The organism is Streptomyces sp. NPDC059875 (assembly GCF_042731085.1).
In the GTDB taxonomy this organism is placed as follows: Bacteria; Actinomycetota; Actinomycetes; order Streptomycetales; family Streptomycetaceae; genus Streptomyces.
In genome coordinates this window covers 1-26,111 of record NZ_JBHWJZ010000042.1, presented here as the reverse complement: position 1 = coordinate 26,111, position 26,111 = coordinate 1, and the positions used below count along the sequence as shown (strand labels likewise).

The 26,111-nt window shown below is 69.8% G+C and carries 25 protein-coding genes and 1 pseudogene; 4 read left to right on the top strand and 22 right to left on the bottom strand.

Going from position 1 to position 26,111, the window contains the following annotated elements:
* Nucleotides 1-7 precede the first annotated feature (7 nt).
* From ACFV9D_RS33980 to ACFV9D_RS33920, 13 genes are all read right to left on the bottom strand, one after another.
* Complete coding sequence (locus ACFV9D_RS33980) at nucleotides 8-1,396, bottom strand: cytochrome P450 (RefSeq protein ID WP_385155102.1); 1,389 nt, start codon at nucleotides 1,394-1,396, stop codon at nucleotides 8-10.
* 192 nt (nucleotides 1,397-1,588) lie between these two features.
* Nucleotides 1,589-4,417, bottom strand: coding sequence for a DEAD/DEAH box helicase (locus ACFV9D_RS33975; protein ID WP_385155099.1), 2,829 nt, complete (start codon nucleotides 4,415-4,417; stop codon nucleotides 1,589-1,591).
* 44 nt (nucleotides 4,418-4,461) lie between these two features.
* Nucleotides 4,462-5,388, bottom strand: a complete 927-nt coding sequence (locus ACFV9D_RS33970) for a diacylglycerol kinase (RefSeq protein ID WP_385155096.1) — start codon at nucleotides 5,386-5,388, stop codon at nucleotides 4,462-4,464.
* 43 nt (nucleotides 5,389-5,431) lie between these two features.
* The gene (gene tatC, locus ACFV9D_RS33965) at nucleotides 5,432-6,343 is read right to left on the bottom strand and encodes a twin-arginine translocase subunit TatC (protein WP_385155179.1); all 912 of its coding nucleotides are present in this window, start codon (nucleotides 6,341-6,343) and stop codon (nucleotides 5,432-5,434) included.
* A 107-nt stretch (nucleotides 6,344-6,450) separates the two neighbouring features.
* Nucleotides 6,451-6,735, bottom strand: a complete 285-nt coding sequence (tatA, locus tag ACFV9D_RS33960; RefSeq protein ID WP_385155094.1) for a Sec-independent protein translocase subunit TatA — start codon at nucleotides 6,733-6,735, stop codon at nucleotides 6,451-6,453.
* Between the two features lie 255 nt (nucleotides 6,736-6,990).
* The gene (locus ACFV9D_RS33955; RefSeq protein WP_385155091.1) at nucleotides 6,991-7,188 is read right to left on the bottom strand and encodes a hypothetical protein; all 198 of its coding nucleotides are present in this window, start codon (nucleotides 7,186-7,188) and stop codon (nucleotides 6,991-6,993) included.
* Between the two features lie 105 nt (nucleotides 7,189-7,293).
* Entirely contained in the window at nucleotides 7,294-7,557 is a 264-nt protein-coding gene (locus ACFV9D_RS33950; protein WP_385155088.1) for a hypothetical protein, read from the bottom strand.
* Nucleotides 7,558-7,655: 98 nt separating this feature from the next.
* Nucleotides 7,656-8,612: a helix-turn-helix transcriptional regulator gene (locus ACFV9D_RS33945; RefSeq protein WP_385155085.1), complete on the bottom strand. Its 957-nt coding sequence runs from the start codon at nucleotides 8,610-8,612 to the stop codon at nucleotides 7,656-7,658.
* A 16-nt stretch (nucleotides 8,613-8,628) separates the two neighbouring features.
* Nucleotides 8,629-9,609 carry a helix-turn-helix transcriptional regulator gene (locus ACFV9D_RS33940; RefSeq protein WP_385155080.1) on the bottom strand — a complete coding sequence of 327 codons (981 nt, stop codon included), beginning with the start codon at nucleotides 9,607-9,609 and terminating at the stop codon, nucleotides 8,629-8,631.
* Between the two features lie 139 nt (nucleotides 9,610-9,748).
* Nucleotides 9,749-10,120, bottom strand: coding sequence for an FKBP-type peptidyl-prolyl cis-trans isomerase (locus ACFV9D_RS33935; protein WP_385155077.1), 372 nt, complete (start codon nucleotides 10,118-10,120; stop codon nucleotides 9,749-9,751).
* Between the two features lie 61 nt (nucleotides 10,121-10,181).
* Nucleotides 10,182-11,120 (bottom strand): FKBP-type peptidyl-prolyl cis-trans isomerase, encoded by a 939-nt coding sequence (locus tag ACFV9D_RS33930; protein WP_385155074.1) that lies wholly within the window; start codon nucleotides 11,118-11,120, stop codon nucleotides 10,182-10,184.
* Between the two features lie 118 nt (nucleotides 11,121-11,238).
* Nucleotides 11,239-12,600, bottom strand: coding sequence for a Pup--protein ligase (pafA, locus tag ACFV9D_RS33925; RefSeq protein ID WP_137990376.1), 1,362 nt, complete (start codon nucleotides 12,598-12,600; stop codon nucleotides 11,239-11,241).
* Between the two features lie 9 nt (nucleotides 12,601-12,609).
* Nucleotides 12,610-13,932 (bottom strand): MFS transporter, encoded by a 1,323-nt coding sequence (locus tag ACFV9D_RS33920; RefSeq protein ID WP_385155071.1) that lies wholly within the window; start codon nucleotides 13,930-13,932, stop codon nucleotides 12,610-12,612.
* Nucleotides 13,933-14,059: 127 nt separating this feature from the next.
* On the opposite strand from ACFV9D_RS33920, the gene ACFV9D_RS33915 reads away from it, so the two are divergent.
* A complete protein-coding gene (locus tag ACFV9D_RS33915) occupies nucleotides 14,060-15,076 on the top strand; it encodes a LacI family DNA-binding transcriptional regulator (RefSeq protein ID WP_385155068.1) in 1,017 nt (338 codons plus the stop codon).
* A gap of 60 nt (nucleotides 15,077-15,136) precedes the next feature.
* Here the strand turns inward: ACFV9D_RS33915 and prcA are convergent, their stop codons facing one another.
* The 6 genes and pseudogenes from prcA to arc all read right to left on the bottom strand — a co-directional run bounded on the left by prcA (nucleotide 15,137) and on the right by arc (nucleotide 20,859).
* A complete protein-coding gene (gene prcA, locus ACFV9D_RS33910) occupies nucleotides 15,137-15,904 on the bottom strand; it encodes a proteasome subunit alpha (protein ID WP_385155065.1) in 768 nt (255 codons plus the stop codon).
* 45 nt (nucleotides 15,905-15,949) lie between these two features.
* Complete coding sequence (prcB, locus tag ACFV9D_RS33905; protein ID WP_385155062.1) at nucleotides 15,950-16,789, bottom strand: proteasome subunit beta; 840 nt, start codon at nucleotides 16,787-16,789, stop codon at nucleotides 15,950-15,952.
* Nucleotides 16,741-16,998, bottom strand: a pseudogene (locus tag ACFV9D_RS33900) (endonuclease VII domain-containing protein); the annotation flags it as partial. The pseudogene ACFV9D_RS33900 and the gene prcB, both read right to left, overlap by 49 nt.
* Before the next feature lie 56 nt (nucleotides 16,999-17,054).
* Nucleotides 17,055-17,267 (bottom strand): ubiquitin-like protein Pup, encoded by a 213-nt coding sequence (locus ACFV9D_RS33895; RefSeq protein WP_215071186.1) that lies wholly within the window; start codon nucleotides 17,265-17,267, stop codon nucleotides 17,055-17,057.
* A gap of 136 nt (nucleotides 17,268-17,403) precedes the next feature.
* On the bottom strand, nucleotides 17,404-18,915 hold the full coding sequence (dop, locus tag ACFV9D_RS33890) for a depupylase/deamidase Dop (RefSeq protein WP_385155057.1): 1,512 nt from the start codon (nucleotides 18,913-18,915) through the stop codon (nucleotides 17,404-17,406).
* Between the two features lie 177 nt (nucleotides 18,916-19,092).
* Nucleotides 19,093-20,859, bottom strand: a complete 1,767-nt coding sequence (gene arc, locus ACFV9D_RS33885) for a proteasome ATPase (RefSeq protein WP_385155054.1) — start codon at nucleotides 20,857-20,859, stop codon at nucleotides 19,093-19,095.
* A gap of 255 nt (nucleotides 20,860-21,114) precedes the next feature.
* Here arc and ACFV9D_RS33880 point away from each other — a divergent pair, with 255 nt between their 5' ends.
* Nucleotides 21,115-21,426 (top strand): ferredoxin, encoded by a 312-nt coding sequence (locus ACFV9D_RS33880; protein ID WP_385155051.1) that lies wholly within the window; start codon nucleotides 21,115-21,117, stop codon nucleotides 21,424-21,426.
* Between the two features lie 4 nt (nucleotides 21,427-21,430).
* On the opposite strand, the gene ACFV9D_RS33875 is transcribed toward ACFV9D_RS33880, so the two are convergent.
* From ACFV9D_RS33875 to ACFV9D_RS33865, 3 genes are all read right to left on the bottom strand, one after another.
* Entirely contained in the window at nucleotides 21,431-22,003 is a 573-nt protein-coding gene (locus ACFV9D_RS33875) for a hypothetical protein (protein WP_385155048.1), read from the bottom strand.
* Nucleotides 22,004-22,183: 180 nt separating this feature from the next.
* A complete protein-coding gene (locus ACFV9D_RS33870) occupies nucleotides 22,184-23,071 on the bottom strand; it encodes a tRNA (adenine-N1)-methyltransferase (protein ID WP_019884997.1) in 888 nt (295 codons plus the stop codon).
* 18 nt (nucleotides 23,072-23,089) lie between these two features.
* On the bottom strand, nucleotides 23,090-24,223 hold the full coding sequence (locus tag ACFV9D_RS33865; protein WP_385155176.1) for a site-2 protease family protein: 1,134 nt from the start codon (nucleotides 24,221-24,223) through the stop codon (nucleotides 23,090-23,092).
* 241 nt (nucleotides 24,224-24,464) lie between these two features.
* On the opposite strand from ACFV9D_RS33865, the gene ACFV9D_RS33860 reads away from it, so the two are divergent.
* Both ACFV9D_RS33860 and ACFV9D_RS33855 read left to right on the top strand, forming a co-directional pair.
* A complete protein-coding gene (locus tag ACFV9D_RS33860) occupies nucleotides 24,465-25,379 on the top strand; it encodes a RecB family exonuclease (RefSeq protein WP_385155044.1) in 915 nt (304 codons plus the stop codon).
* Nucleotides 25,380-25,389: 10 nt separating this feature from the next.
* On the top strand, nucleotides 25,390-26,061 hold the full coding sequence (locus tag ACFV9D_RS33855; RefSeq protein WP_385155041.1) for a response regulator: 672 nt from the start codon (nucleotides 25,390-25,392) through the stop codon (nucleotides 26,059-26,061).
* The last annotated feature ends 50 nt before the right edge of the window (nucleotides 26,062-26,111 follow it).

The window sequence follows — 26,111 nt, the reverse complement described above, 5'->3', positions numbered from 1 at the left end:
GCGGGAATCATTCCTCAGCGCGCGCCCGGACCGTGGCGTGGACCTCCCGGTCCGGCTGGAGCGTGAGGCTCGGTACGGGGCGGATCTCCCCGGGGTCGAGGTCGAGGCGGAACCGGCGGGCGAGGACGGCGAGGATGAGGACGGCCTCGACCATCGCGAACCGCGTGCCGAGGCAGACGCGCGGCCCGCCACCGAACGGGAACCAGGCGTACTCCGGTATCTCCTCGGCGGCCTCGCCCTCCGCCGTGCCCCAGCGTTCGGGACGGAACTCTTCGGGGTCGGTGAACCAGCGGCCGTCGCGGTGGGTGGCCCACTGGCTGCTCCACACCCGTGTCCCGCGTGCGATCGGCATGCCGCCGAGCGTGGCACCTTCCTTGGCGATGCCGGTGAGGAGCCAGATGGTCGGGTAGAGCCGCAGGGTCTCCTTCACGACGGCCTGGGTGTAGGTCAGTCGCGCGTAGTCGTCGAAGCCGGGTTCGTGGTCGCCGAGGACGCGGTCGAGTTCCTCGGCGAGCGTCTCGCGCACCCGGGGGTTGTGCGAGAGCAGGTGCCACGCCCAGACGAGGGTCGAGCTCGTGGTCTCGTGTCCGCCGATGTAGAGCGTGACGGTCTCGTCGCGGATCTCCTGGTCGGAGAGGTGGGCACCGGTCTCGTCCTGGGCGGCGAGGAGGCGGCTGAGCAGGTCGGGCCGTTCGGTGTCGCCCTCGCGGTGGCGGGCGACGACGCGGGAGACCTCGGCGTCGATGACGGCGGTGGCCCGCTTGATGCGTGCGCGTCCCGGGGTGGGAACCCAGTCGGGCAGCAGGGCGCCGATGCCGCTGAACTCGGCGCCTATCTCCTTCTGCGCGACGTCCATGGCACGGCCGATGGCTTCGGCGTCGGCGGCGGTGTCGACACCGAAGATGGTGCGGACGGCGATGAGTTGGGTGAGGGCGGCCATCTCCTTCTTGATGTCGATGCGCTGCCCGTCGCTCCACCGGTCGGCGAGGGCGATGGCGCACTCGGCCATGGTGGCGGCGTAGGACCGCACCTGCTTGGGCCGGACGGAGGGCTGGACGAGGGAGCGCTTGCGGCGCCAGTCGGCGCCCTTGGCGACGACAACTCCGTTGCCGAGCAAGGTGCGGAAGGCGATGCCGAGGTCGGGTTGGTCGAAGGTGCGCTCGACTTCGGTGAGGAGTTCCCCGATGGTGTCGGGGTGGGCGATGAAGAGTGCGGGGCCCGGTCCGAAGCGCCAGCTGACGAAGTCTCCGCGCTCGCGCAGCTGCTCGAAGAAGGCGAGCGGGTCCTTGCCGAACTCGGGCAGGTTTCCGAGCAGCGGTACGCCTCGTGGCCCCGGCACGATCGAGTGTCCGTCGGCCGTCTCCTCGACGGCGGCCGAACCGGCTTGCGTGGTCACGTGCGTCCCCTCCCAGCGGTGATGCCCGGTGTGTGAGTCCATGGAATCGGAGAGGCCTGACACTCCGCCACCCCTGTGGACAACACCCTGTGGACAACCCGGGCCACCCTCGGACGAAGGCCGCGACGCGCAGGGGCCCGTGGCATCAACCACGGGCCCCTGCGGGTGAGTTCAGCACGTCGACGTCGGAGGTCAGCCCACCGAGCTGTAGGCGACGACACCCCTCAGCAGCGATTCGACCGCCTTGCGCGCGTTCTTGGAGACGGTGCTGTTCTCCTTGGGTGCGGCGGCGGCGATCTGTCCGAGGACGTCGATGACCTGCTTGCACCAGCGGACGAAGTCGCCGGCGGGCATCTCGGCCTCGCGCAGGACTTCGTCGAGCCCCTTGTCGGAGGCCCACTGGTAGGCGGCCCAGGCGAAGCCGAGGTCGGGTTCGCGCTGTCCGACCCCTTCCGCCTGGTTGATCTTGAACTCTTCCTCCAGGGCGTCGAGCCGCCCCCAGATCCGCACCATCTCGCCGAGCGCGGCCTTCGCGTTCCCGGTGGGAAGCTTCGGCGGCACGGCGTCGTCGGACTGCCGTGCCTCGTACACCAACGCGGAGACACAGGCGGCCAGTTCGGGCGGTGTCAGGCCCTCCCAGACACCGTCGCGGAGGCATTCGCTGGCCAGCAGGTCGAGTTCGCCGTAGAGCCGCGCGAGCCGCTTGCCGTTGTCGGTGACGTCGTCGCCGCGGAGGTAATCGAGCTCGGTGAGGAGCGCGACGATCCGGTCGAAGGTGCGGGCGATGGTGTTGGTGCGGCCTTCGATGCGCCGTTCCAGCTGCCGGGTGTCGCGCTGGAGCCGGTGGTAGCGCTCGGCCCAGCGGGCGTGGTCCTCGCGCTCGTCGCAGCCGTGGCACGGGTGGGCGCGCAGTTCGGTGCGCAGCCGGTTGATCTCGCGGTCGTCGGCGGCCGCCGAGCGCTCCCTGCGGTGCCGCTCGGGGTTGAGGTGCCCGGCCTTGGTGCGAAGCGCGGAGGCGAGGTCCCGTCGGGACTGCGGGGAGCGCGGGTTGAAGGACTTGGGGATCCTCATGCGCTCCATGGCCTCGACCGGGATCGGGAAGTCGATCGAGGCGAGCCGCTTGACCTGCCGTTCGGCGGTGAGCACGAGCGGGCGGGGCCCGTCGTGGTGCTCGAAGCCGCGGTGGCCGTTGGTCCGCCCGGCGGGGATGCCGGGGTCGAGGACGAGAGCGAGTCCGGCGAACTTGCCCGTGGGGACGTGGATGACGTCACCGGGCTTGAGCTTCTCCAGGGACGCGGCGGCCTGGGCACGGCGCTGTGCGGCGCCCTGCTTGGCCAGGTCGGTCTCGCGGTCCTTGAGGTCGCGGCGCAGCCGCGCGTACTCCTCGAAGTCCCCGAGGTGGCAGGTCATCCCCTCCCTGTAGCCCTCGAGGCCCTCTTCGTTCTTCTGGACCTGGCGGGAGATGCCGACGACGGAACGGTCGGCCTGGAACTGCGCGAAGGAGGTCTCGAGCAGCTCGCGGGAGCGGTGGCGCCCGAACTGGTCGACCAGGTTGACGGCCATGTTGTACGAGGGCTTGAAGCTGGAGCGCAGCGGGTACGTGCGCGTGCCGGCGAGTCCGGCGAGGTGGCCGGGGTCGAGGCCGCGCTGCCACAGGACGACGGCGTGGCCCTCGACGTCGATGCCACGGCGTCCGGCGCGCCCGGTGAGCTGCGTGTACTCGCCGGGAGTGATGTCGGCGTGCTGTTCGCCGTTCCACTTGACGAGCTTCTCCAGGACCACCGAACGGGCGGGCATGTTGATGCCCAGCGCGAGGGTCTCGGTGGCGAAGACGGCCTTGACGAGGCCGCGTACGAAGAGTTCCTCGACGACTTCCTTGAAGGTGGGGAGCATTCCGGCGTGGTGGGCGGCGATGCCGCGCTCCAGGCCTTCCAGCCACTCGTAGTACCCGAGGACGTGGAGGTCTTCGGAGGGGATGGAGGCGGTGCGCTCCTCGACGATCTCGCGGACCCGGTGGCGGGCCTCGTCGTCGTTGAGCCGCAGCCCGGCGTAGAGGCACTGCTGGACGGCGGCCTCGCAGCCGGCCCGGCTGAAGATGAAGGTGATGGCGGGCAGGAGCCCTTCGGCGTCGAGGCGTTCGATGACCTCGGGCCGTCCGGGCGTCCAGATGCGGGAGCGCTGACGGCGCTCGCGCTCGCGGTCGGCCTCGCGGATCATTTTGCCCCGGCGGCGCTCACGCGGGTTGTACGTGCGGGAGTTCTCGGTGCGCGCCAGGCGCAGCAGGTCGGGGTTGACCTCACGGCGGGACGCGCCGCGGCCGCCGTGGTCGGTCTCCTCCTCGAAGAGGTCGTACATCCGGCGGCCGGCGAGCACGTGCTGCCACAGCGGCACGGGGCGGCTCTCGGAGACGATGACCTCGGTGTCGCCGCGGACGGTGTCGAGCCAGTCGCCGAACTCCTCGGCGTTCGAGACCGTCGCGGAGAGTGAGACCAGGGTCACGGACTCGGGGAGGTGGATGATCACTTCCTCCCAGACGGCGCCGCGGAAGCGGTCTGAGAGGTAGTGGACCTCGTCCATGACCACGTAGCCGAGGCCGCTGAGGGCCTGGGACCCCGCGTACAGCATGTTGCGGAGGACCTCGGTGGTCATGACGATGATCGGAGCGTCGCCGTTGACACTGTTGTCGCCGGTGAGGAGGCCGACCTTGCCGGGTCCGTACCTCTTCACGAGGTCGGCGTACTTCTGGTTCGACAGCGCCTTGATGGGTGTCGTGTAGAAGCACTTGCGCCCTTGGAGCAGGGCGAGGTGGACGGCGAATTCGCCGACGATGGTCTTGCCCGAGCCCGTGGGGGCGGCGACGAGCACGCCTTTGCCCGCCTCGAGGGCCTGGCAGGCCTCGATCTGGAAGGGGTCCAGACCGAATTCGTACATCTCGCGGAAGGGGGCCAGCGCCGTGGCCTGCTCGGCGTTGCGGGCCCGAGCAGCTGCGTACGCTTCGGCTGGTGTGAGGTCCTCTGTCATCTTGCTCTCGAGCCTACCCGCCACCTCTGACACTGACGCGATCTTTAATGACCGACGGATTCCCGGCCCGAGCGCCTCCCCTGGGGCGCCAGGACGCGCAGCGCTCCGGGCACGCACTCGGCGGTCAGCGGCAGGGGCCCCAGCGGCTCGCCGTCGGCGTAGCCGGTGATGCCGGGGGCGTCGAGGGTGAGGGCACGGACGCGGTGGACGGTGACCTTGGGGTGGTCGAGGTGGGTGCCGCGGTAGACCCGGGGGAAGACCTTGATCAGGGTCGTACGGGAGCAGTCGCCGACGACGGTGACGTCGAAGAGGCCGTCGTCCATGCGCGCGCCGGCGCAGATGCGCATGCCGCCGCCGTACGAGGTGCCGTTCCCGACGGCGACGAGGGTGGCCTCGACCTCCCGCTCGGTGCCGTCATCGAGGGTGAGGCGGTAGGGGACGGGCCGGAAAGCGGCGAGCTCGGCGATCATGGCGAGGTCGTACTTGAAGCGGCCGACGGGCAGCTTCATGCGGTTGCCTCGGTCGTTGACGCGGGAGTCGAAGCCTGAGGCGAGGACGGTGCCGAACCAGCGGTCGCCGACCCTGCCGAGGTCGATGTCGCGTCCGCCGCCGCCCTTGAGCAGCTCGGCGGCGAGCCGGCCGGCGGCCGCGGGCTCGCGTACGGGCAGGCCGAGGGTGCGGGCGAAGTCGTTCCCGGTGCCGACGGCGACCACGCCGAGCGGGGTCCGGGTGCCGGCGAGGGCCTGGAGGGCGAGCGAGATCATGCCGTCGCCACCGACGGCGACGAGTGCGCCGGTGCCGCCGTCGACGGCGTCGCGGGCCCGCCGCAGGGCGTCGTCGGCGTCGGCGCCGAGGACGGTACGGACGGAGAATCCGGCGTCCCTGAGCGCGCGGGCGGCCGGCTGCGCGGCGTGCGCGCCCCGGCCGCGTCCCGCGGTGGGATTGACGAAAAGGGTGATCTCGCTGGTCATGGGTGTCCCCCCGGACGGAGTCTGGGGGGAGGACCCTACAAGATCAGGTGATGTCGTCGTAACCGCCGGGTCGGAGCGATCTGCCGCCGTCGGCCTCGCCGCCGGCCTGCTCGGGCAGGGCGCGGGTGGCGCTGACGGGTTCGATGGCTCCGACGCCCTCCGGGGTGAGGTCGAGGGCGGACGCCTCGTCGTCGTCGAGCTCGGCGTCCGGGTTGTTACGGGCGCGGCGCCGGTCGTTCAGCAGCGAGATGCCGACGGCGATGAAGTAGAGGACGATGATCGGCCCGGAGAGGGCGATCATGCCGAGGGGGTCGGTGGACGGCGTGGCGATCGCACCGAAGACGAAGATGCCCATGATCACGCCGCGCCACCAGCCGGCCATGCGCTTGCCGGTCACCACGCCGGCGAAGTTGAGCATGATCAGCAGCAGGGGCAGTTCGAAGGCGAGCCCGAAGACGAGCACCATGCGCGTGGTGAAGTCCAGGACGTCGTCGAGTGAGAGGAAGTTCGAGGCGACGTCGGGCGTGATGCTGATCAGGACCTTCACACTGACCGGCATGATCAGGTACGCGATGTAGGCGCCGGCGGCGAAGAGCGGCACGGCGACGGCCGCGAAGTAGTACGTGTACCGCTTCTCGCTCTTGTGGAGGCCGGGCGCGACGAACGCCCACAGCTGGTACAGCCAGACCGGAGAGGCGGCGACGACTCCCGCCAGCATGATCACCTTCACCGTGGAGGTGAAGGGCGACAGCATGGTCTGGTACGCGATGATGACGCAGCGCCCGCCGGTGTTGTCGGCGACCGAAGTGCCGGGCGGGCATTTCGGTACGGGCGAGGAGAGGAAGTCCATCAGCTGCTGGCTGAAGAACGCGGCCACGACCGAGGCCACCACGACCGCGAGCATCGCCTTGGCGACCCGGTTACGGAGCTCGCGCAGATGGTCCACGAGCGGCATCCGCCCCTCGGGATCCTTCTCCTTCTTTGTGCGGGCAGGCTTCAGCAACCCACGTCCTCATCTCGTGCGGCAGGCCGTCGTGCAGCGGCCTTGGGGGTCGAGCGGGGTCAGCGCTGGGTGGTGTCCGACGGCTCGGTGACGGGCCGGGCGGAGGTGACGTCGCCGGGCGCGGCCTTGATGGTGCGCTGCGCCGCCGCGGGCTGCTCGGCCGGCGGGTCGGCGGGGGCGGGCTGCTGGCCGCCCTCCGACTTCATCGCCTTCGCCTCGCTCTTCAGGATGCGCGCCGACTTACCCAGGGAACGGGCCATCTCCGGCAGCTTCTTGGCACCGAAGAGCAGCACGATGACAAGGAGGATCAGGCTGATCTCGAGGGGACCGATCTGACGGAACATAAGCGTGGTCTACCTTCTCATCGAGGCGGCGTGGGGCTGGGCTGGCGGCCGCCGCCCGGACTGTTGTCCGAACCCCGACCGTCAGCGATCGTAACGCGCACGAGTAAACGCAGGGCAATCCCTGTGCATACACCCGTTTGCGGCCCGCCCCTCTTGATCTGGGCCGCGATCAGCAGCGTACCCCGCGTCGCCATGCGCGAGGAGACCACCACCTGAGCGCGGGCACGACCGCCGCACCCCGCCGGTTCCCGGGTGCTAGCGCAGCGCTTCGCCGGTTCGGGCGAGCTGCCCCGCGGCGTTCTCGAGCTCTTCGGCGGCGCGGTTGATCCGCTCAGTGGTGTCGGCCACTTGGCGGCCGAGCCGCTGGGCCTCGAGGAAGACCTTGATGCCGAGGACGCCGAGGACGGCGATGCCGAGGAAGCCGAGAGCGATGGCGAGCATGGGCCAGAACATGTGCCGAGCCTAGACGTTGCGCGGCCGCCCAAGCGCCGTCCAAGCGCCGTCCAAGCGCCGGACGGGCCGCCGGACGGGCTTGGAGACCGGGAGCCGGACGGGGTGTCAGACGGTGGAGTGCAGGCGCAGGGTGCGGACGCCGCCGCCGGTGAGGAGTTCGACGATCCGTTCGCCGGCAGGCTTGCGTACGGAACTGCCGCACTCGGGGCAGGTGAAGGAGTAGAAGGTGGTGCGGCGGCTGGCGCCGATCGCGAGGCGCAGCGCGCCCGCGGAGAGTTCGAAACGGGCACGGCAGTCGGGGCAGGCGGCCTTGAAGAGGACCGGTGCGATCGACGCCGTCATTCCGTGCATCACGGACATTTCCCTCATCCCTCTCGGTTCCCGCGACGGCTCCCGCGCTCTCGCGAATCCATCGACTCCACAGACAACAGCGTCGACTCAGCGGGGAATGTCACATTCCCCGTGCGTCACTCCTGGCCGTCGTAGGCGGCGAGGGCGGCTGTCGCCGCCTCCCGGGCGCTGTCGGCGAGGTCCTGCGGTGAGACGATCCGCCCGTCGCTGCCGAGCCGCAGCGCGAGCCGCCGCAGCGAGGCGGGGGCGGGCGTCCGCAGCGTGATGCGCAGTCCCCCGTCGGGCAGCTCGTCGGCCCGGTCGTGCGGGTAGTACTCGGCGACCCAGCGGCCGCCCGGACCGACCTCGACGACGACCTCCGGGTCGTCGGCCGACGGCTGGACCAGCCCCTCCGACAGATCCCGCAGCTCGATCTCGGGCGGCGCGGACTGCTCCTCGAGGATCCGGATCTCGGCGACCCGGTCGAGCCGGAAGGTGCGGCGCGCCTCCGACAGTCGGCACCACGCCTCCATGTACGTGTGACCGACGGCGAAGAGCCGGATCGGGTCCACTTCGCGCTCGGTCAGCTCGTCGCGGGCGGGCGAGTAGTAGCGCACCCACAGCCGTCGGCGCTCCGAGATCGCCCGGTCCACCTCGGCGAAGACACCGCCCTCGGACTCGAAGGTGACCGAGAGCCGGGAACTGGCCCCCGCGGCCTCGCCGGCCGCCGTCTCCAGCTTGGCGGTGGCACGCAGCAGTGCCTGGCGGTCGCTCTCCCGCAGGCCGGGCAGCGTGGCCACGGCCCGCGCCGCGACCAGCAGGGCCGTCGCCTCGTCGGCGGCGAGCCGCAGCGGCTCGGCGACGTCGTCCGGGTTGTGCCACCAGATCCGGTCGCCGTCGGTGTCGATGTCGAGCAGATCGCCGCCGCGGAAGCTCGTCCCGCACATGGGCAGCACATCGAGGTCGGAGATCAGTTCGTCCTCGGTGATCCCGAAGGCGCGGGCGACGTCGGCGACGTGGGCGCCGGGCCGTTCCCGGAGGTAGGTGACAAGGGAGAGCATCCGCCTCGTCTGGTCGATCGCGTTCGCAGCCATGCTGTACGTCTCCCCTTCAGCCCTTGGCCACGGCGCGCAGCCGGTCCACCACATCGGCCCGCAGGTCCGCGGGTTCGAGCACGACGACATCGGGACCGAACTCCACGAGCCAGGCGTCGAGGCCGTGCCCGTACGGAATCTCCAGCTCGTCCCAGCCGTCCGCGCCCTCCCGTACGGACTGGGCCCTGGCCCGCAGCGGATAGCCGCAGCCGGCGCGGAGCCGGATCCGGGCGGAGCGGGTCGCGATCTCGCCCGCCCAGCTCTCCACGGTCTCGCGGACGGTGACGACGTCGGGCACCGGCGCGGTGAAGGCACCGGCCCGGGAGCGGACCTTGCCGGTGATACGGGAGAGGCGGAAGACGCGCTCGGCGCTGCGGTCGCGGTCCCAGCCGGCCAGGTACCAGTGGCCGCGCCAGCACTCCAGCGTCCACGGCTCCACCTGGCGGGTCTCCGGGCGCGCGGCCGTCGCCTTGCGGTAGTCGAAGACGACCGGGCGCCGGTCGCGGCAGGCCAGCATCAGGGGCTCGAAGGCCGTCTCGTGGACGGGGATGCGGGGCTCGAGCGCGCTGTGCTGGGCGTCGTACGAGTCCTCGGCCTCGGGCATCCCGGCGGCCCGCAGCTTCTGCAGGGCGCCGCTGGCCGCTCCGGCGAGGCGTGCCTGCTGCCACACCTTGGCGGCGAGGCCGAGCGCAGCGGCCTCCTCGGCGTCGAGCGTGATCGGCGGGAGGCGGTTGGAGTCGCGGCGGGCCAGATACCCGATCTCGCCCTCGAGGTTCTCGACCGTCTCGATGACGAGGCCGAGCTCGCGCAGATCATCCTTGTCGCGTTCGAACATCCGGTTGAAGGCGTCGTCGCCACCGGCGGCCCCGTTGCCCGGCCTGACGGCCTCGACATAGGCCTCGATCGAGTCCCGCAGCTCACGCTTGGAGAGCGGCCGGCGGGTTCCGAGCAGACAGAGGGCCAGATTCATCAACCGCTCGGCCTTGGCAATCGCCATCGACGCCCTGCACCTCTTCTGCCGGATTGACTTCTCGGACATCCGACCGTACCGCCCCGGGGTGTCGTGGCAAAAGCCGAGGGTCCCCGCCGGACGGCGGGGACCCTCGGGTGACCGTTTCAGGTCGGGGCGTGACCGATCAGACGGCGACCAGGTCGCAGACGAAGATCAGGGTCTCGCCCGGGGCGATCTTGCCGCCGGCGCCACGGTCGCCGTAGGCGAGGTGGGCGGGGATGATCAGCTGGCGACGGCCGCCGACCTTCATGCCCTGCACGCCCTGGTCCCAGCCGGCGATGACCTGGCCGGCACCGAGCTGGAACTGCAGCGGGGTGCCGCGGTTCCACGAGGAGTCGAACTCCTCGCCGGTGGAGAAGGAGACGCCCACGTAGTGGACGGAGACGGTGGCCCCGGCCTTGGCCTCCGGGCCGTCGCCCTCCCAGATGTCCTTGATCTCCAGGTCGGCCGGCGGCTCGCCGCCCGGGAAGTCGACCTCGGGCTTCTCGATGCTCACTGCAGTGTGCTCCTCAAACTGATGAACCGCGCAAACGATGAACTGCGCGACCTGGACAGTCTTACATCTTCGCCAGGATGTCGACGGCGAAGACCAGCGTGGAGTTCTTCGGGATCCCCTGCTGCTCCTTGTCGCCGAACGCCTCGGACGGCGGGGCGACGATGAGGATGCGGCTGCCGACCTTCTTGCCGGTGATGCCGTCCTTCAGGCCCTTCAGCGTCAGCTGGGCGAGCGGGAAGTTGGCGGGCTTGCCCGTCGCGTACGTGGAGTCGAAGACCTTGCCGTCCTTCCACAGCGCCGCGACGTAGTTCACGACGACCGTGTCGGTGGCCGTGACGGCCTCGCCCTTGGACTCCAGCACGTAGTTGGAGACGAGCTTGGTCGGCGGGTCGACCTTCGGAACCGTCAGGGACGGGGCCTTGCCGTCGGTGTTCGTACCGACCTTCGGCAGGTCCTTGTTCTCCTGGGCGACCTCGGTGCCCTCGGCGGACTTCGGGACCGTGGTGGCCTTCAGGATGTCCACCACGAAGACGAGGGTGGCGTTGGGCTTGATGTCGCCCTGCCCCTGCGCCCCGTAACCGAGCTCCGGCGGGATGCCGATCTCGATGCGGCTGCCGACCTTCTGGCCTTCCAGGCCCTGGTCCCAGCCCTTGATGACCTGGCCGGCACCGAGGGTCAGGTCGAACGGCTGCCCGCGGTCGAAGCTGTTGTCGAAGGGTGTGGTCGAGTCCCAGGCCTGACCCAGGTAGTTCACCTGGAGCGCGTCGCCCTTCTTCGTGACGGCGCCGTCGCCCTCGCTGATCACATTGACCTTGAGTTCCTTCGGCGGGTCCCCCTCCCCCTTCGAGAGGGTGGGCTTCTCCCCGAACTTCTCACCCGCGGTGATGGCGGGCAGTCCGTTCTTCATCGAGGCGGAATCGGAGCCCTTGTCGTCGCTGCCGCAGGCCGCTGTCGAGAGCAGCAGCAGCGGGACGACCAGTAGGCCGGCAAGTCGGCGCACGTGTTCCTCAGATCTCAGACGGCACAGTAGTTGCTCGACACTCTAGGGGACCATCCGGACAGGCCAAGGGCCCCGCGCGTCAATCACACGGGGCCCTGGCACTTCGTACAGCGATGTCCTACATTCCGGCGATCAGCTTTTCCACCCGGTCGTCGACCGACCGGAAGGGGTCCTTGCACAACACGGTGCGCTGCGCCTGGTCGTTGAGCTTGAGGTGGACCCAGTCGACGGTGAAGTCCCGCCGCTGCTCCTGCGCGCGGCGGATGAAGTCGCCGCGCAGCCGCGCCCTGGTGGTCTGCGGGGGCACCGACTTGCCCTCGAAGATCTTCAGGTCGTTGCAGATCCGGGCCGCCTGGCCCTTCCTCTCCAGGAGGTAGTAGAGCCCGCGGCGGCGGTGGATGTCGTGGTACGCGAGGTCTATCTGCGCGACCCGGGGGTGCGACATGGTCATGTTGTTCTTCGCCCGGTACCGCTCGATGAGCTTGTACTTCATGACCCAGTCGATCTCGGTACCGATCCGGTCGAGGTCCTCGGCCTCGATGGCGTCCAGCGTGCGGCCCCACAGCTCCAGGACCTGGGCGACCGTGCCGGTACGGATGCCCCTGCGGTCGACGAAGTCGGCCGCCTTCTCGTAGTACTCGCGCTGGACCTCCAGGGCGGAGGCCTCGCGGCCGCTGGCGAGCCGGACCTTGCGCTGGCCGGTGATGTCGTGGCTGACCTCGCGGATGGCCCGGATCGGGTTCTCCAGGGTCAGGTCGCGCATCACGGTGCCCGCCTCGATCATGCGCAGCACGAGGTCGGTGGCGCCGACCTTGAGCAGCATGGTCGTCTCGGACATGTTCGAGTCGCCGACGATGACGTGCAGCCGGCGGTAGCGCTCGGCGTCCGCGTGCGGCTCGTCGCGGGTGTTGATGATGGGCCGGGAGCGGGTCGTCGCGGAGCTGACGCCCTCCCAGATGTGCTCGGCCCGCTGGGAGACGCAGTAGACCGCGCCACGCGGGGTCTGGAGCACCTTTCCGGCGCCGCAGATGAGCTGTCGGGTGACGAGGAAGGGAATGAGGATGTCCGCGAGCCGGGAGAACTCTCCGTGGCGGGCGACGAGATAGTTCTCGTGGCAGCCGTAGGAGTTTCCCGCCGAGTCGGTGTTGTTCTTGAAGAGATAGACGTCGCCGGCGATTCCCTCCTCGTGCAGGCGGCGTTCGGCGTCGACGAGCAGGCCTTCGAGAATGCGTTCGCCGGCCTTGTCGTGCGTGACCAGTTCGGTCACGTTGTCGCATTCGGGAGTTGCGTATTCCGGATGCGAACCCACGTCGAGGTACAGGCGGGCGCCGTTCCGCAGGAAGACATTGCTGCTGCGGCCCCATGACACGACACGGCGGAAGAGGTAGCGCGCCACTTCGTCAGGAGACAGTCGGCGCTGTCCCCTGAACGTGCACGTGACGCCGTACTCGTTCTCCAGCCCGAAAATGCGGCGGTCCATGTCTGAACATTACGCCTGATGGCCTGAGCTGAAACCGGGTTCGACAGCCCCGTTTCGATCATTTTCCGATGAGTGCGCGTTCCTTTCGGCGTGTCCCGCACTCCCGCCGGTCACGCTGACGGCGTGTCGCACGCTGCGGCCGGGGGCCGTGAGGACCCGTCCGGTGGCCAGGAGGACGAGGAGGGCCACGAAACCGCCTCCGCCGGCGACGGCGAAGCCCGCCGTGGTTCCGGCGAGTTCGACGGCGGGCCCCGCGACCGCCGAGCCGAGGGCCGCCCCCACGCCGAAGGTGGTGACGAGCCAGGAGAAGGCCTCGGTGACGGTGCCGCTCGGTGCGTGCCGGTCGACGACGATGAAGCCGCAGGCGAGCGCCGGGGCGAGGAACAAGCCCGAGAGCGCCGCGAGGGCCGTCATCGGTACGACACCGGGCGTGAGCATGAGCGGCAGGTAGCCCAGGGCGAGCAGTCCGACGATGACCCGCAGTCGCCGCTCGGGGGCGCCGGCCCAGCGCCGGGCGCCGTAGAGGACGCCGCCGATCAGCGCACCGAGACCGAGTGCGGCCATCAGCCAGCCGTAGGCCGATTCGTTGCCCCGGTCGTCGGCGTAGGCGAGGCCCGCGACGGTGATGGAGCCGAGGGCGAGCCCGACGAAGAAGAACGAGCCGAGCAGGGCGAGCAGACCGGGCGAGCGCAGGGCGCCGAGCCAGTGTGCCTCGCGGGGCTCCGAGCGCCACGCGCGCGAGGGCTCGGACAGGACGACGGAGAGCGCGCCGAGGACGCCGAGGACGTTGATGACGAGGAGCGCCGCGGCCGGCGACCAGAGGGCGACCAGGAGGGTCACCAGCAACGGTCCGACGGTGAACATGACCTCCTGGGCGACGGCGTCCAGGGCGTAGGCCCGGTGGACGCGGTCCTCCCGGCCGAGCACGCTCGGCCACAGGGCGCGCAGTCCGCCTTCGAGGGGCGGGGTGAAGAGCCCGGCGACGACGACGGCCGCGTAGGCGAGGACGAGGGGGCTGATTCCGGCCACGCCCAGGACGATCATGCCGAGGGCGGAGACGAGCGCGGCGGGGAGCTGGACGCGCGGCTGACCCTTGAGGTCGACGGCCCGGCCGAGCAGGGGCTGGCCGACGGCGGTGGCGATGCCGTACGCGGCGGTGAGCCCGCCCGCCAGGCTGTAGCTGCCGCCCTCCGAGCGGGTGAAGAGCACGATGGCGATGGGTCCCGTGCCGTTCGGGAGCCGGCCGACGAGGGTGCCGGTGAGCAGTCGCAGGGCGTGCGGCGCCCTGAGGATGTCGAGATAGCCGCCGCTCTCCTTGGCCTCGGTGGCCATGTCCGTCTCCTCTCCCCCGGTGCCCCACCCCCGAGGTTTTACGTATAACTTCCGGAGTCATACGTACCATGGCGGCATCCCCCGGGTCCACCCCGTGGGCGGCAACCATCCCTCGCGGAGGCAACGAGTGCAGACCCCGGAACCCCCCAGCGCAGCGCGGCCCACCAGCCGGGACGTCGCCAGGGCCGCCGGAGTGTCCCAGGCCACCGTTTCCCTCGTGCTCGGCGACAAATGGCGCGGTCGCGTCTCCGAACGCACCGCACAGGCCGTACGCGAGGCAGCGCGCGGTCTCGGATATCGGCCGAATCTCGCCGCTCGCAACCTCCGCCTCGGGCACACCAGGACCGCGCTCCTCGTCGTCCCCGCGCTCACCAACGAGTTCTTCGCCCGCGTCTACACCGGCGCCGCCACCGTTGCCGCCCGGCACGGCTTCGGCGTCGTCCTCTACCCCTCGCCGGACGGCGTCGGCCCGGCCAAGGACCCCTTCGCCTCCGCCCGCGCCGCACTCGACGGCGTCATCGCCTCCTCCATGGCCGCCGACGCCCTCAAGGCCTTCCGCGGCACCGATCTGCCCCTGGTCATGCTCGACAGCGACCCCGCCGACACCGGCGCCGCCGCGCACGTCAACCTCGACATCGCGGACGGGATGCGGCAGGTCACCGGACACCTCCTGGCCCTCGGTCACCGCCGCTTCGTCCATCTCGCCTCGGCCGTGCCCTCCTGGACCTTCGACGTACGGGCTGCCGCCCTCGCCGAGGCGCTCCGCGACGCCTCGGTACGCACCGTGCGCGCGCCCCTCGACGTGGACGGCGCCCGCGCCGCCGCCGAACGCGCCCTCACCGGCCCCGGCCCGCGACCCACCGCCCTCGTCTGCGACGACGACATCCTCGCCGCCGGCGCCTGCAAGGCCGCGCGGCGGCTGGGCCTGCGCGTCCCCGAGGACGTCTCCGTCACCGGCTTCGACGACCTGGCCCTCGCCACCGCCGTCGAACCGGAGCTCACCACCGTCCGCCTGCCCGCCGAACGCATCGGCGAGCGCGGCATGGCCGCCCTCCTCGCCGTCCTGGCGGGCGAGACCCCGGAACCCGGCCACCTCCCGGTCACCCTGATGCCCCGCGACTCCTCAGGCCCGGCACCGGCCTGAGCACGACGAAGCCCCGGCCCGCAGAAGCGGACCGGGGCCATCGAGCGGGCGAGGAGGGATCTACTCGTCCAGGTCCAAGTCGTCGAGAATGTCGTCCGACGGCTCGTCCGTCTTCGCGATCGCCGCGTTGTCCGCCTCCAGCAGACGCACCAGCTGACGCCCGACGATCCGCTTGAACTTCCGCTGCTGCGGGCGCGTACGGTCGAGGACCGCCACCTCGAGCCGCTCCGCGGGGATCTCCCGCTCACTGCCGTTGGTGTCCCGCGACAGCGCCTGCACGGCCAGCTTCAGCGCCTCGGCGAGCGACATCCCGTCGCGGTGCCGCTGATCGAGGAAGCTGCCGATCTGCTCCGCGTTGCCGCCCACGGCCACCGAACCGTGCTCGTCCACGATGGAGCCGTCGTGCGGCAGGCGGTAGATCTGGTCGCCCTCGGGCTCGGCACCGACCTCGGCGACGACCAGCTCCACCTCGTACGGCTTCTCCCCCGCACTCGAGAAGATCGTGCCCAGCGTCTGGGCGTACACGTTGGCCAGGCCCCTGGCCGTCACGTCGTCCCGGTCGTAGGTGTAACCACGCAGGTCGGCGTAGCGGACACCGCCGATCCGCAGGTTCTCGTACTCGTTGTACTTTCCGGCCGCCGCGAAACCGATCCGGTCGTAGATCTCGCTGAACTTGTGCAGCGCGCGGGACGGGTTCTCGCCGACGAACACGATGCCGTCGGTGTACTGAAGGACGACCAGACTGCGGCCGCGGGCGATGCCCTTGCGGGCGTACTCCGCCCGGTCGGCCATGGCCTGCTGGGGTGAGACGTAGAACGGAGTCGACACCGGCTACCCGTCCCTTTCTTCTGGGATTCTTCGGACGACGAGTGATCAGAGCAGGGCCGCGCGCGGACCGTCGGGCTGCTCCAGGCGCCGATCGGTGACCGAGCGGGCGAGCGCCGAGGACTCCTCCTCGGTGAGCCTGCGGAAGCCCTCGTCGGTGATGACGGTGACGATGGGATAGATGTGGCGGTACAGGTCCGGTCCGCCGGTCGCCGAGTCGTCGTCGGCGGCGTCGTACAGCGCCTGTACGACCAGCGTCGTGGCCTGCTCCTCCGTCAGGTCGGGGCGGAACAACTTCTTCATCGAGCCCCGGGCGAAGATCGAACCGGAACCCGTGGCGGCGAATCCGTGCTCCTCCGAGCGGCCGCCGGTCACGTCGTAGGAGAAGATCCGGCCCTTCTCCTTGCCCTCGTCCCAGCCGGCGAAGAGCGGCACGACGGCGAGGCCCTGCATCGCCATCCCGAGGTTCCCGCGGATCATGGTGGACAGACGGTTCGCCTTGCCCTCCAGGGAGAGGGTCGCCCCCTCCACCTTCTCGAAGTGCTCCAGCTCCAGCTGGAACAGCTTGACCATCTCCACGGCGAGACCGGCGGTGCCGGCGATGCCCACGGCCGAGAACTCGTCGGCCGGGAACACCTTCTCGATGTCGCGCTGCGCGATCATGTTGCCCATGGTCGCCCGCCGGTCACCGGCGAGGACCACGCCGCCGGCGAAGGTCGCGGCGACGATGGTGGTGCCGTGCGGCGCCTCGACGACCCCCTCGGGCAGCTTCCGGTTGCCCGGCAGCATCTCCGGCGAGTGGTCGGACAGGAAGTCCATGAACGAGGACGATCCCGGCGTCAGGAAGGCAGCTGGTAGACGCCCGGTGCTACGAGTGTTGGCTTCCACGCGTGTCCCTCCAAATATGAGATGGCCCGACGCAGAGTGTCGGGATCGTCTCCCAACTTGCCGATGGCCGAATTGCAGTTGAAGCACAGTACGCCACGGACCCTACCCGTCCTGTGACGATGATCCACATCGATTGCGGGGGCAGTCGACCGCACTGTCGTTCGACACATCGCTTGCGACCGGACGGCGCGAGCAGCCTCGCCCGCACCGTCCGGCAATCGCCTGGGTCACCCCGCCCCGACCTTCGATCCGAAGGTCGGATGCCTTACTGGCCGCCCTTTTGCACGAAGGAGCGCACGAAGTCCTCGGCATTCTCCTCGAGCACGTCGTCGATCTCGTCCAGCACGGAGTCGACGTCGTCGCTCAGCTTCTCCTGGCGCTCCTTGAGGTCGGAGGTCTCCTCCGCGGTCGTCTCCTCGACCTCCTCCGTGGAACGCGTCGCCTTCTGCTGTCCGCCGCCGGTGTCCTTGGTCGCCATATCCCTCACCCCGCTCGAATCGGCCCGCTCGGTTGGGTCTCTCAAGATCAGACCCTACAAGCCAGGTCTGACATCGGCCCCGCAGTTTGGTACAACGTCCGGGCGCTAGTCCCATGATTCCCAGCGCCCGGCCATTTCAGCCGCCCGACAGGACGCGGACCAGTTCCTCCGCCGTCCTGCACCGGTCGAGCAGTTCCTTCACGTGGTTCCTGGTGCCCCGCAGGGGCTCCAGGGTCGGCACCCGCTGGAGGGAGTCCCGGCCCGGGAGGTCGAAGATCACCGAGTCCCAGGAGGCGGCCGCCACGTCGTCCGCGTACTGCTCCAGGCAGCGCCCACGGAAATAGGCCCTGGTGTCCTCCGGAGGCTTCGTCTCGGCCCTCTCGACCTCGGTCTCGTCCAGGAGCCGCTTCATGCGGCCACGGGCCACCAGGCGGTTGTACAGGCCCTTCTCGGGGCGTACGTCGGCGTACTGCAGGTCCACGAGGTGCAGCCGGGCCGCGTCCCAGTCCAGGTCGTCGCGTCGCCGGTAGCCCTCCATGAGCTCCCGCTTGGCGATCCAGTCCAGCTCGCCGGCCAGGCTCATCGGATCGTGCTCGAGCCGGTTGAGCGTGTCCTCCCAGCGGATCAGGACGTCCTTGGTCTGTTCGTCGGCGTCGACACCGAAGCGCTCCTCCACGTACTTCCTGGCCAGCTCGAAGTACTCCATCTGGAGCTGGACCGCGGTGAGTGTCCGGCCGCTGCGCAGCGTGACCAGGTGCTGGAGCGTCGGGTCGTGGGAGACCTGGTGGAGCGTGCGTACGGGCTGGTCGACGGCGAGGTCCACGTTGATGAAGGAGTCCTCGATCATCGACAGCACCAGGGCCGTGGTGCCCAGCTTCAGATAGGTGGAGATCTCCGAGAGGTTCGCGTCGCCGATGATCACGTGGAGTCGGCGGTACTTCTCGGCGTCCGCGTGCGGCTCGTCGCGCGTGTTGATGATGGGGCGCTTGAGCGTGGTCTCCAGGCCGACCTCGACCTCGAAGTAGTCGGCGCGCTGGCTGATCTGGAAGCCGTGTTCGCGGCCGTCCTGGCCGATGCCGACGCGGCCGGCGCCGGTGACGACCTGGCGGGAGACGAAGAAGGGCGTCAGGTGGCGCACGATGTCCGAGAAGGGGGTCTCCCGCTTCATCAGGTAGTTCTCGTGCGTGCCGTAGGAGGCACCCTTGTTGTCGGTGTTGTTCTTGTAGAGGTGGATGGGCTGGGCGCCGGGGAGCTGGGCGGCTCGTTCGGCGGCCTCTGCCATGATCCGCTCGCCGGCCTTGTCCCAGAGGACGGCGTCGCGGGGGTTGGTGACCTCGGGAGCGCTGTATTCCGGGTGGGCGTGGTCGACGTAGAGCCGGGCTCCGTTGGTGAGGATCACGTTGGCCAGGCCGATGTCCTCGTCGGTGAGCTGGCTGGAGTCGGCGGCCTCGCGGGCGAGGTCGAAGCCGCGGGCGTCCCGCAGCGGATTCTCCTCCTCGAAATCCCAGCGGGCGCGGCGCGCCCGGTGCATCGCCGCCGCGTAGGCGTTGACGATCTGGGACGAGGTGAGCATGGCATTGGCGTTCGGGTGGCCCGGAACGGAGATCCCGTACTCCGTTTCGATGCCCATTACTCGCCGTACGGTCATGCGGCCCTCCTTGCCCGGCGGCGCTCCCCTTCGGGTGCGGCGCAACAAGTACCGACGAGCCTAGAGCGACTCCGCGCCGGTGGGGAGATCGATTCACGGTTTTGCTGGGTGGAACTGGGGTGGAATACGACGGCTGCGGATGTCCGTGGTGCCGGACATCCGCAGCCGGTGTGCGATCTACAGGTACTGACCGGTGTTCGCCACCGTGTCGATGGAGCGTCCGGTGTCCGCGCCCTGCTTTCCGGTGACGAGGGTGCGGATGAAGACGATCCGCTCGCCCTTCTTTCCGGAGATACGGGCCCAGTCGTCCGGGTTGGTGGTGTTGGGCAGGTCCTCGTTCTCCTTGAACTCGTCCACGCAGGCCTGGAGGAGGTGGGAGACGCGGATGCCCTTCTGGTTGTGGTCGAGGAAGGCCTTGATGGCCATCTTCTTGGCCCGGTCCACGATGTTCTGGATCATGGCTCCGGAGTTGAAGTCCTTGAAGTAGAGGACTTCCTTGTCGCCGTTGGCGTACGTGACCTCGAGGAAGCGGTTCTCCTCGGATTCCGCGTACATCTGCTCGACCACGGACTGGATCATTCCGTGGGCGGCGGCCTCCTTCGAGCCGTGGTGCTCGGAGAGGTCGTCGGAGTGCAGCGGCAGCGAAGACGTGAGGTACTTCGCGAAGATGTCCTTCGCGGCCTCCGCGTCCGGGCGCTCGATCTTGATCTTGACGTCGAGCCGGCCGGGCCTCAGGATCGCGGGGTCGATCATGTCCTCGCGGTTCGAGGCGCCGATCACGATGACGTTCTCCAGCCCCTCCACGCCGTCGATCTCGGCGAGCAGCTGCGGGACGATCGTGTTTTCGACGTCCGAGCTGACTCCGGATCCGCGGGTGCGGAAGAGGGATTCCATCTCGTCGAAAAAGACGATGACGGGGGTGCCCTCGCTCGCCTTCTCCCGGGCACGCTGGAAGACGAGGCGGATGTGCCGCTCGGTCTCACCGACGTACTTGTTGAGGAGCTCCGGGCCCTTGATGTTGAGGAAGTAGGACTTTCCGGCCGGCTGGCCGGTGACCTCGGCGACCTTCTTGGCAAGGGAGTTGGCGACGGCCTTCGCGATCAGCGTCTTGCCGCAGCCGGGCGGACCGTAGAGCAGGATGCCCTTCGGGGGCCGCAGTTCGTGCTCCTTGAAGAGGTCCGGGTAGAGGTACGGAAGCTCGACCGCGTCCCGGATCATCTCGATCTGGCCGCCGAGACCGCCGATCTTGGTGTAGTCGACGTCCGGGACCTCTTCGAGGACGAGTTCCTCGACCTCGCTCTTGGGGACCACTTCGTAGACGTAGCCGGACCTGGGTTCGAGCAGGAGGGCGTCGCCGGGGCGGATGGTGATGTCCAGCAGCGGCTCGGCGAGCCTGACCACCCGTTCCTCGTCGGTGTGCCCGATCACCAGGGCGCGCTCGCCGTCCTCGAGGATCTCCTTGAGGGTGACGATGTCCCCGGCGCGCTCGAATTCCATGGCCTCGACCACGTTGAGCGCCTCGTTGAGCATGACTTCCTGGCCGCGCCGGAGCTCGTCGAGCTCGACGCTGGGGCTGACGTTCACGCGGAGCTTCCGGCCTCCGGTGAAGATGTCGCAGGTGCCGTCCTCGTTGGCGTGCAGGAAGACACCGAAGCCTGCCGGCGGCTGTGCGAGCCGGTCGACCTCCTCCTTGAGGGCCACGATCTGGTCGCGGGCCTCACGGAGTGTGTTGGCGAGCCGCTCGTTCTGCGCGGACACGCCGGCCAGGTTTGTCTGCAGCTCGACGATCCGCTCTTCGAGAATCCTCGTATGACGCGGAGAGTCGGCGAGCTTGCGGCGCAGGACGGCGATTTCCTGCTCGAGATAGGCAACCTGGCCGGCGGGGTCTTCAGACCCCCGCCCCGGCCGGATGCCGCGGTTGATGTCGTCGTCGTGGGCTGCCACGGTCCTCACCTCCTCCAAGGGGAGCTGGACGCTTCCTGACCCTACCTGCGTGGGTGGTGATTGAAACCCCTAGATCACAAAGACTGTCGGGGCGTGTCCGATCTTCACCCTTGCGCTTCCCCTCACGCCAGTGGAATACCCACCCATCAACATCGAAAAGCGGGCCGGTTGTATCGTCGTGAGTGGTCAACACCCGTCAGGCTTGGCCGGACTTAGAAGAACGATCTCTTTCGACGCTCAGGAACGGCAGGAGACATGACCGTGCAGCACGAGGCCCCGACGACGGGCACCGGCGAGGCGCTGGAGGTCTGGATCGACCAGGACCTCTGCACCGGGGACGGGATCTGCGTGCAGTACGCTCCCGAGGTCTTCGAGCTGGACATCGACGGGCTCGCGTACGTGAAGAGCGCGGACGACGAGCTGCTGCAGGACGCCGGGGCCACCACGCCGGTGCCGCTGCCGCTGCTGCAGGACGTGGTGGACTCCGCGAAGGAGTGCCCGGGCGACTGCATCCACGTGCGCCGGGTTTCGGACAGGGTCGAGGTCTACGGCCCTGACGCGGAGTGACCCGTCACACACTCCGAGCGTCGCTCCGGGCGGCGCGGACGAAGGTGCCGCCCTCCCATCGCCAGCTGACGCGCTCCTGCTCGTCGGGGCAGCAACTGGGTACGTCCGGGGACGAGTAGCCGAGCAGGGTGGCGGTGACCGCCCCGTCGCGTACGGCGAGGCCGGCGACGTTCTTCTGCTGGGTGGGCTCCACGAGGGTCGCGACCACGCGCGCGCCCGGGCCGGACTTGGCGTGGGTCAGGACGTAGAGGGCGTGCGGAGGCGTGCCCGAACCGGCTTCGCAGTGTACGACTGCGACGGTCTCGGGGTTCGCGTCGCCGTCGAGGTCCCCGGTGGCCCGCTGCGCGATCTTGACGGGGGCTCCCCCGCACTCCAGGGGATAGTCGGCCGACGCGGCGTCGGGCGCGGGCCGCGGGGCAGTCGTCCCGCTGCCGGCGGCCGCGGTCGTCGCGGTGGCGGGGCCGGGCTGCAGCAGGCCGGCGGCGGCCACGACGGCGGCCATCGCGGTCGCGGTGGCCAGCCAGTGCACCGGCCGGGCGTGGGTGTGCGCGAGGTCCGGGACGGCGGGGGGCTGCACGCGGGATGTCTCCTGTGAGGGTGGCGCGGAAGGAGTTGCGGGCATCGTGCCACACGTCACAGGTGGGTGGAACAGTCGGGGTGCGGGCAGTCCGCAAAGATGCCGAACGTGAAGGTGCCGCCGTCGAGTTCCCCGCTCCGGGCGGGAACTCGGCGGCGGCACGCCTTCGTTGTCGGGGCGTCAGCCCTTGTTGGGGCCTTCGTAGTCCTCGCCGTACGCGCCCTTGGCGGGGCGGCGGCGGCGCATGGGGGGCTCGACGCCGTCCGCGAGGCGGCGGGCGGTGACGAGGAAGCCGGTGTGGCCGATCATCCGGTGGTCCGGGCGGACGGCCAGGCCTTCCACGTGCCAGTTGCGGATCATGGATTCCCAGGGCTGCGGTTCGGCGTAGCAGCCGAATTCGCGGATGGACTCCACGGTGCGCGCGAGCTGGGTGGTGGTCGCCACGTAGCAGCAGAGGATGCCGCCGGGGACGAGCGCCTTGGAGACGGCCTCCAGGCACTCCCAGGGGGCGAGCATGTCCAGGATGACGCGGTCGACGTCGGTGTCGGACAGGTTGTCCTGGAGGTCGCCGACGGTGAGCTGCCAGGCGGGGTGCGGGCCACCGAAGTAGCGCTCGACGTTGCCCTTGGCGATCTCGGCGAAGTCCTCGCGGCGCTCATAGGAGTGCAGCATTCCGCTGTCGCCGATGGCGCGCAGGAGGAAGCTGCTGAGCGAGCCCGAGCCCACCCCGGCTTCCACGACGCGGGCGCCGGGGAAGATGTCGGCGAAGGCCAGGATCTGCCCCGCGTCCTTGGGATAGACCACGGCGGCACCGCGGGGCATGGACAGGACGTAGTCGGGGAGCAGGGGGCGCAGCGCGAGGTAGGCGACGTTTCCCGTGGTACGGACAACACTGCCCTCGGGAGCACCGATCAGCTCGTCGTGGGGGAAGGAACCCTTGTGGGTGTGGAAATTCTTCCCGGCCTCGAGCGTGAACGTGTAGTGGCGTCCCTTGGGGTCGGTGAGCTGGACCTGGTCCCCGACCTTGAAGGGCCCGCGACGGCGGGCGGCACCGGTCGGTTCGGACATGTGACCAGAGTACCGGGGTTACGCGGAGGGTCTTGCCATGGCCTTGACGAAGGCGCGTTCCACGTCGTTGGCGGAGAGGACCCCGTAGATCTCGCCGGTGTCCTCGACGACGAGGTATTCGGAGGCGGGGCTGGCGCGGAGGTGGTCGAGGAGGGGCTGGCCGGTGAGTTCGGCGGGGACCCTCATGCCGTCGGTGAGGTCCTGGGCGAGGGTGGAGACGGCGACCCAGGGGCGGCGGTGCTGGGGGACGCCGGCGATGGCGCTCTCGCGGACGAGGCCGGTGGGGCTGCCCTGGCCGTCGACGACGACGAGGGCGCGGGCTCCGGCCTCGTTGGCGCGGCGCAGGGCCTCGGAGAGCGGGGTGGCGGGTTCGACGGGGATGGCGCGCCGGGTGAGGGTGCGGGCGCGGAGTTCGGGGAGGTGCTCGCGGAGCCGAGCCATGCGCAGGCTGTTGCCGGCGCCGGTCCAGATGATGGCGGCGAGGATCGCGGCGAGCAGGGCGTCGGTGACGGTGTCCATGCCGCTGATGTCGTCGGTGGAGTTGCCGAGGAGTCCCGTCCGGGTGAGGAGCGGGAGGCCGATGAGGACGGTGACGGCGAGCGCCCGGCCGACCCAGGCGGCGGCGACGGTGCCGGCCATGGGCTTGCCGGTGATCTTCCAGACGACGGCGCGGAGCATGCGGCCGCCGTCGAGCGGAAGGCCGGGCAGCAGGTTGAAGATCGCGACGATCAGGTTGGAGATCATCAGCCCGGCGAGGAGCACGCCGGGGACGGTGCCGGGTTCGACGGCGTACAGCGTGAGGTAGAAGACGCCGGCGAGGACGAGGGAGAGCAACGGTCCGACGAAGGCGAGGACGAACTCGCGGCCGGGCGTCTCGGTCTCCTTCTCGATCTCGGAGACGCCGCCGAAGAACTGGAGCTGGATGCGGCGCACCGGGAGCTTGAAGCGGAGTGCGGCGATCGTGTGGGCCAGTTCGTGGACGAGGACCGAGGCGTAGAAGGCGATGGCGAAGAAGAGGGAGACCAGGTAGCGGGCGGCGCCGAGCTCGGGCAGGACGCGTTCGATCTGGTCGCCGAAGACCCAGGTGATGAGGGCGGCGACGAGGAACCAGCTGGGGGCGACGTAGACGGGCACGCCGAAGGGGCGGCCCATGAGGATCCCTCCGCCGGGTTCCTCGTTCCGTCGGGTGCGGGAGTCGGCGCCGGCCGGCGGTTCCGCGTCGCCGGACCGCGGCCGCTTGTTCTCGCCGCGCTCGTCGTCCTGGTTCACGGGTTCCTCTCGTAGCCTTCCGCCCGACCCCTGTCGTGCGTCACTCTTCGATCATGCAGCGTGACGGGGTCTGTCGTCGATGGTATGCGGCTCGCTGTCAGTGGCGGGTCGTAGGGTCTGAGTCATGAGTACGAGCGAGCAGCCGCCCGTGGGGGCCAGGACGCCCATGTCGTTGTCGCCTTCGCGGGCGAGCGACTTCATGCAGTGTCCCCTGCTGTACCGGTTCCGGGTGATCGACCGGCTGCCGGAGAAGCCGAGCGAGGCGGCGACCCGGGGCACGCTGGTGCACGCGGTGCTCGAGCGGCTCTTCGACGATCCCGCGGTGGACCGGACGGCGCCGCGGGCGAAGGCGATGATTCCGGGGCAGTGGGACCGGCTGCTGGAGTCGAAGCCCGAGCTGGGCGAGCTGTTCGCCGAGGACGCCGAGGGTGAGCGTCTGACGCGCTGGCTGGGCGAGGCGGAGCAGCTGGTGGAGCGGTGGTTCACGCTGGAGGATCCGACGCGGCTGGAGCCGGCGGAGCGTGAGCTGTTCGTGGAGACGGAGCTGGAGTCGGGGCTGCGGCTGCGCGGGGTGATCGACCGGATCGACGTGGCGCCGACGGGCGAGGTACGGATCGTCGACTACAAGACGGGCAAGGCGCCGCGGCCGGAGTACAGCGGGGGCGCGCTGTTCCAGATGAAGTTCTACGCGCTGGTGATCTGGCGGCTGAAGCGGGTGGTGCCGCGTCGCCTGCAGCTGGTGTACCTGGGCAGTGGCGATGTGTTGACGTACGACCCGGTGGAGACGGATCTGCTGCGGGTGGAGCGGAAGCTGCTCGCCCTGTGGGAGGCCATCCGGCTGGCGACGGATACGGGTGAGTGGCGCCCGCGTCCGACGAAGCTGTGCGGCTGGTGCGACCACCAGGCGGTGTGTCCGGAGTTCGGGGGGACTCCCCCGGTGTATCCGCTGGAGATCCGGAGCGAGATCGTTTCCGCGCGCCCGCCGGAGTCGGGCGAATCGGGGCAGGGCAGAATGGGGCCGGTCCAGCCCGCGCCGTGAAGGAGTTTCTGTGGCTATCCGCGTCCTGTTGGTCGACGACCAGCCGCTGCTACGTACCGGTTTCCGGATGATTCTGGAGGCGGAGCAGGACATCGCGGTCGTGGGTGAGGCCGGCGACGGCCTCCAGGCTCTGGAGCAGGTGCGGGCCCTGCAGCCCGATGTGGTCCTGATGGACATCCGGATGCCTCGGATGGACGGGGTCGAGGCGACCCGGCAGATCACGGGTCCCGGGCGGGACGGTCCGGCGAAGGTGCTGGTGCTGACGACGTTCGATCTGGACGAGTACGTGGTGGAGGCGCTGCGGGCGGGGGCCAGCGGGTTCCTGCTGAAGGACGCGCCGGCCAACGAGCTGGTACAGGCGATCCGGGTGGTCGCGGCGGGTGAGGCGATGCTGGCTCCGTCGATCACGCGACGGCTGCTCGACAAGTATTCGGCGCATCTGCCGTCGGGCGACGAGCAGGTGCCGGACACGCTGAACACGCTGACCGAGCGTGAGGTCGAGGTGCTGAAGCTGGTGGCGCGCGGTCTGTCCAACGCGGAGATCGCGGCGGATCTGTTCGTCAGCGAGACGACGGTGAAGACGCACGTGGGCCATGTGCTGACCAAGCTGGGGCTGCGCGACCGGGTGCAGGCGGCGGTGTACGCGTACGAGAGCGGTCTGGTGCGCCCCGGCGGGCAGTAGCCGGCGGAGTGGGACGTACGGGAAGGGGCCCGGCACGCTGTAGGCGTGCC

What these genes read in the sequence shown, in the direction of transcription:
- pafA (WP_137990376.1), bottom strand. Translation starts at nt 12,600, where the DNA reads ATGGACCGCCGCATTTTCGGGCTGGAGAACGAGTACGGCGTCACGTGC.
- ACFV9D_RS33860 (WP_385155044.1), top strand. Translation starts at nt 24,465, where the DNA reads ATGAGTACGAGCGAGCAGCCGCCCGTGGGGGCCAGGACGCCCATGTCG.
- ACFV9D_RS33895 (WP_215071186.1), bottom strand. Translation starts at nt 17,267, where the DNA reads ATGGCGACCAAGGACACCGGCGGCGGACAGCAGAAGGCGACGCGTTCC.
- ACFV9D_RS33955 (WP_385155091.1), bottom strand. Translation starts at nt 7,188, where the DNA reads ATGTTCTGGCCCATGCTCGCCATCGCTCTCGGCTTCCTCGGCATCGCC.
- ACFV9D_RS33940 (WP_385155080.1), bottom strand. Translation starts at nt 9,609, where the DNA reads ATGGCGATTGCCAAGGCCGAGCGGTTGATGAATCTGGCCCTCTGTCTG.
- ACFV9D_RS33950 (WP_385155088.1), bottom strand. Translation starts at nt 7,557, where the DNA reads ATGAGGGAAATGTCCGTGATGCACGGAATGACGGCGTCGATCGCACCG.
- tatC (WP_385155179.1), bottom strand. Translation starts at nt 6,343, where the DNA reads ATGCCGCTCGTGGACCATCTGCGCGAGCTCCGTAACCGGGTCGCCAAG.
- ACFV9D_RS33920 (WP_385155071.1), bottom strand. Translation starts at nt 13,932, where the DNA reads ATGGCCACCGAGGCCAAGGAGAGCGGCGGCTATCTCGACATCCTCAGG.
- ACFV9D_RS33970 (WP_385155096.1), bottom strand. Translation starts at nt 5,388, where the DNA reads ATGACCAGCGAGATCACCCTTTTCGTCAATCCCACCGCGGGACGCGGC.
- ACFV9D_RS33870 (WP_019884997.1), bottom strand. Translation starts at nt 23,071, where the DNA reads ATGTCCGAACCGACCGGTGCCGCCCGCCGTCGCGGGCCCTTCAAGGTC.
- dop (WP_385155057.1), bottom strand. Translation starts at nt 18,915, where the DNA reads ATGACCGTACGGCGAGTAATGGGCATCGAAACGGAGTACGGGATCTCC.
- ACFV9D_RS33880 (WP_385155051.1), top strand. Translation starts at nt 21,115, where the DNA reads ATGACCGTGCAGCACGAGGCCCCGACGACGGGCACCGGCGAGGCGCTG.
- ACFV9D_RS33865 (WP_385155176.1), bottom strand. Translation starts at nt 24,223, where the DNA reads ATGGGCCGCCCCTTCGGCGTGCCCGTCTACGTCGCCCCCAGCTGGTTC.
- ACFV9D_RS33945 (WP_385155085.1), bottom strand. Translation starts at nt 8,612, where the DNA reads ATGGCTGCGAACGCGATCGACCAGACGAGGCGGATGCTCTCCCTTGTC.
- tatA (WP_385155094.1), bottom strand. Translation starts at nt 6,735, where the DNA reads ATGTTCCGTCAGATCGGTCCCCTCGAGATCAGCCTGATCCTCCTTGTC.
- ACFV9D_RS33975 (WP_385155099.1), bottom strand. Translation starts at nt 4,417, where the DNA reads ATGACAGAGGACCTCACACCAGCCGAAGCGTACGCAGCTGCTCGGGCC.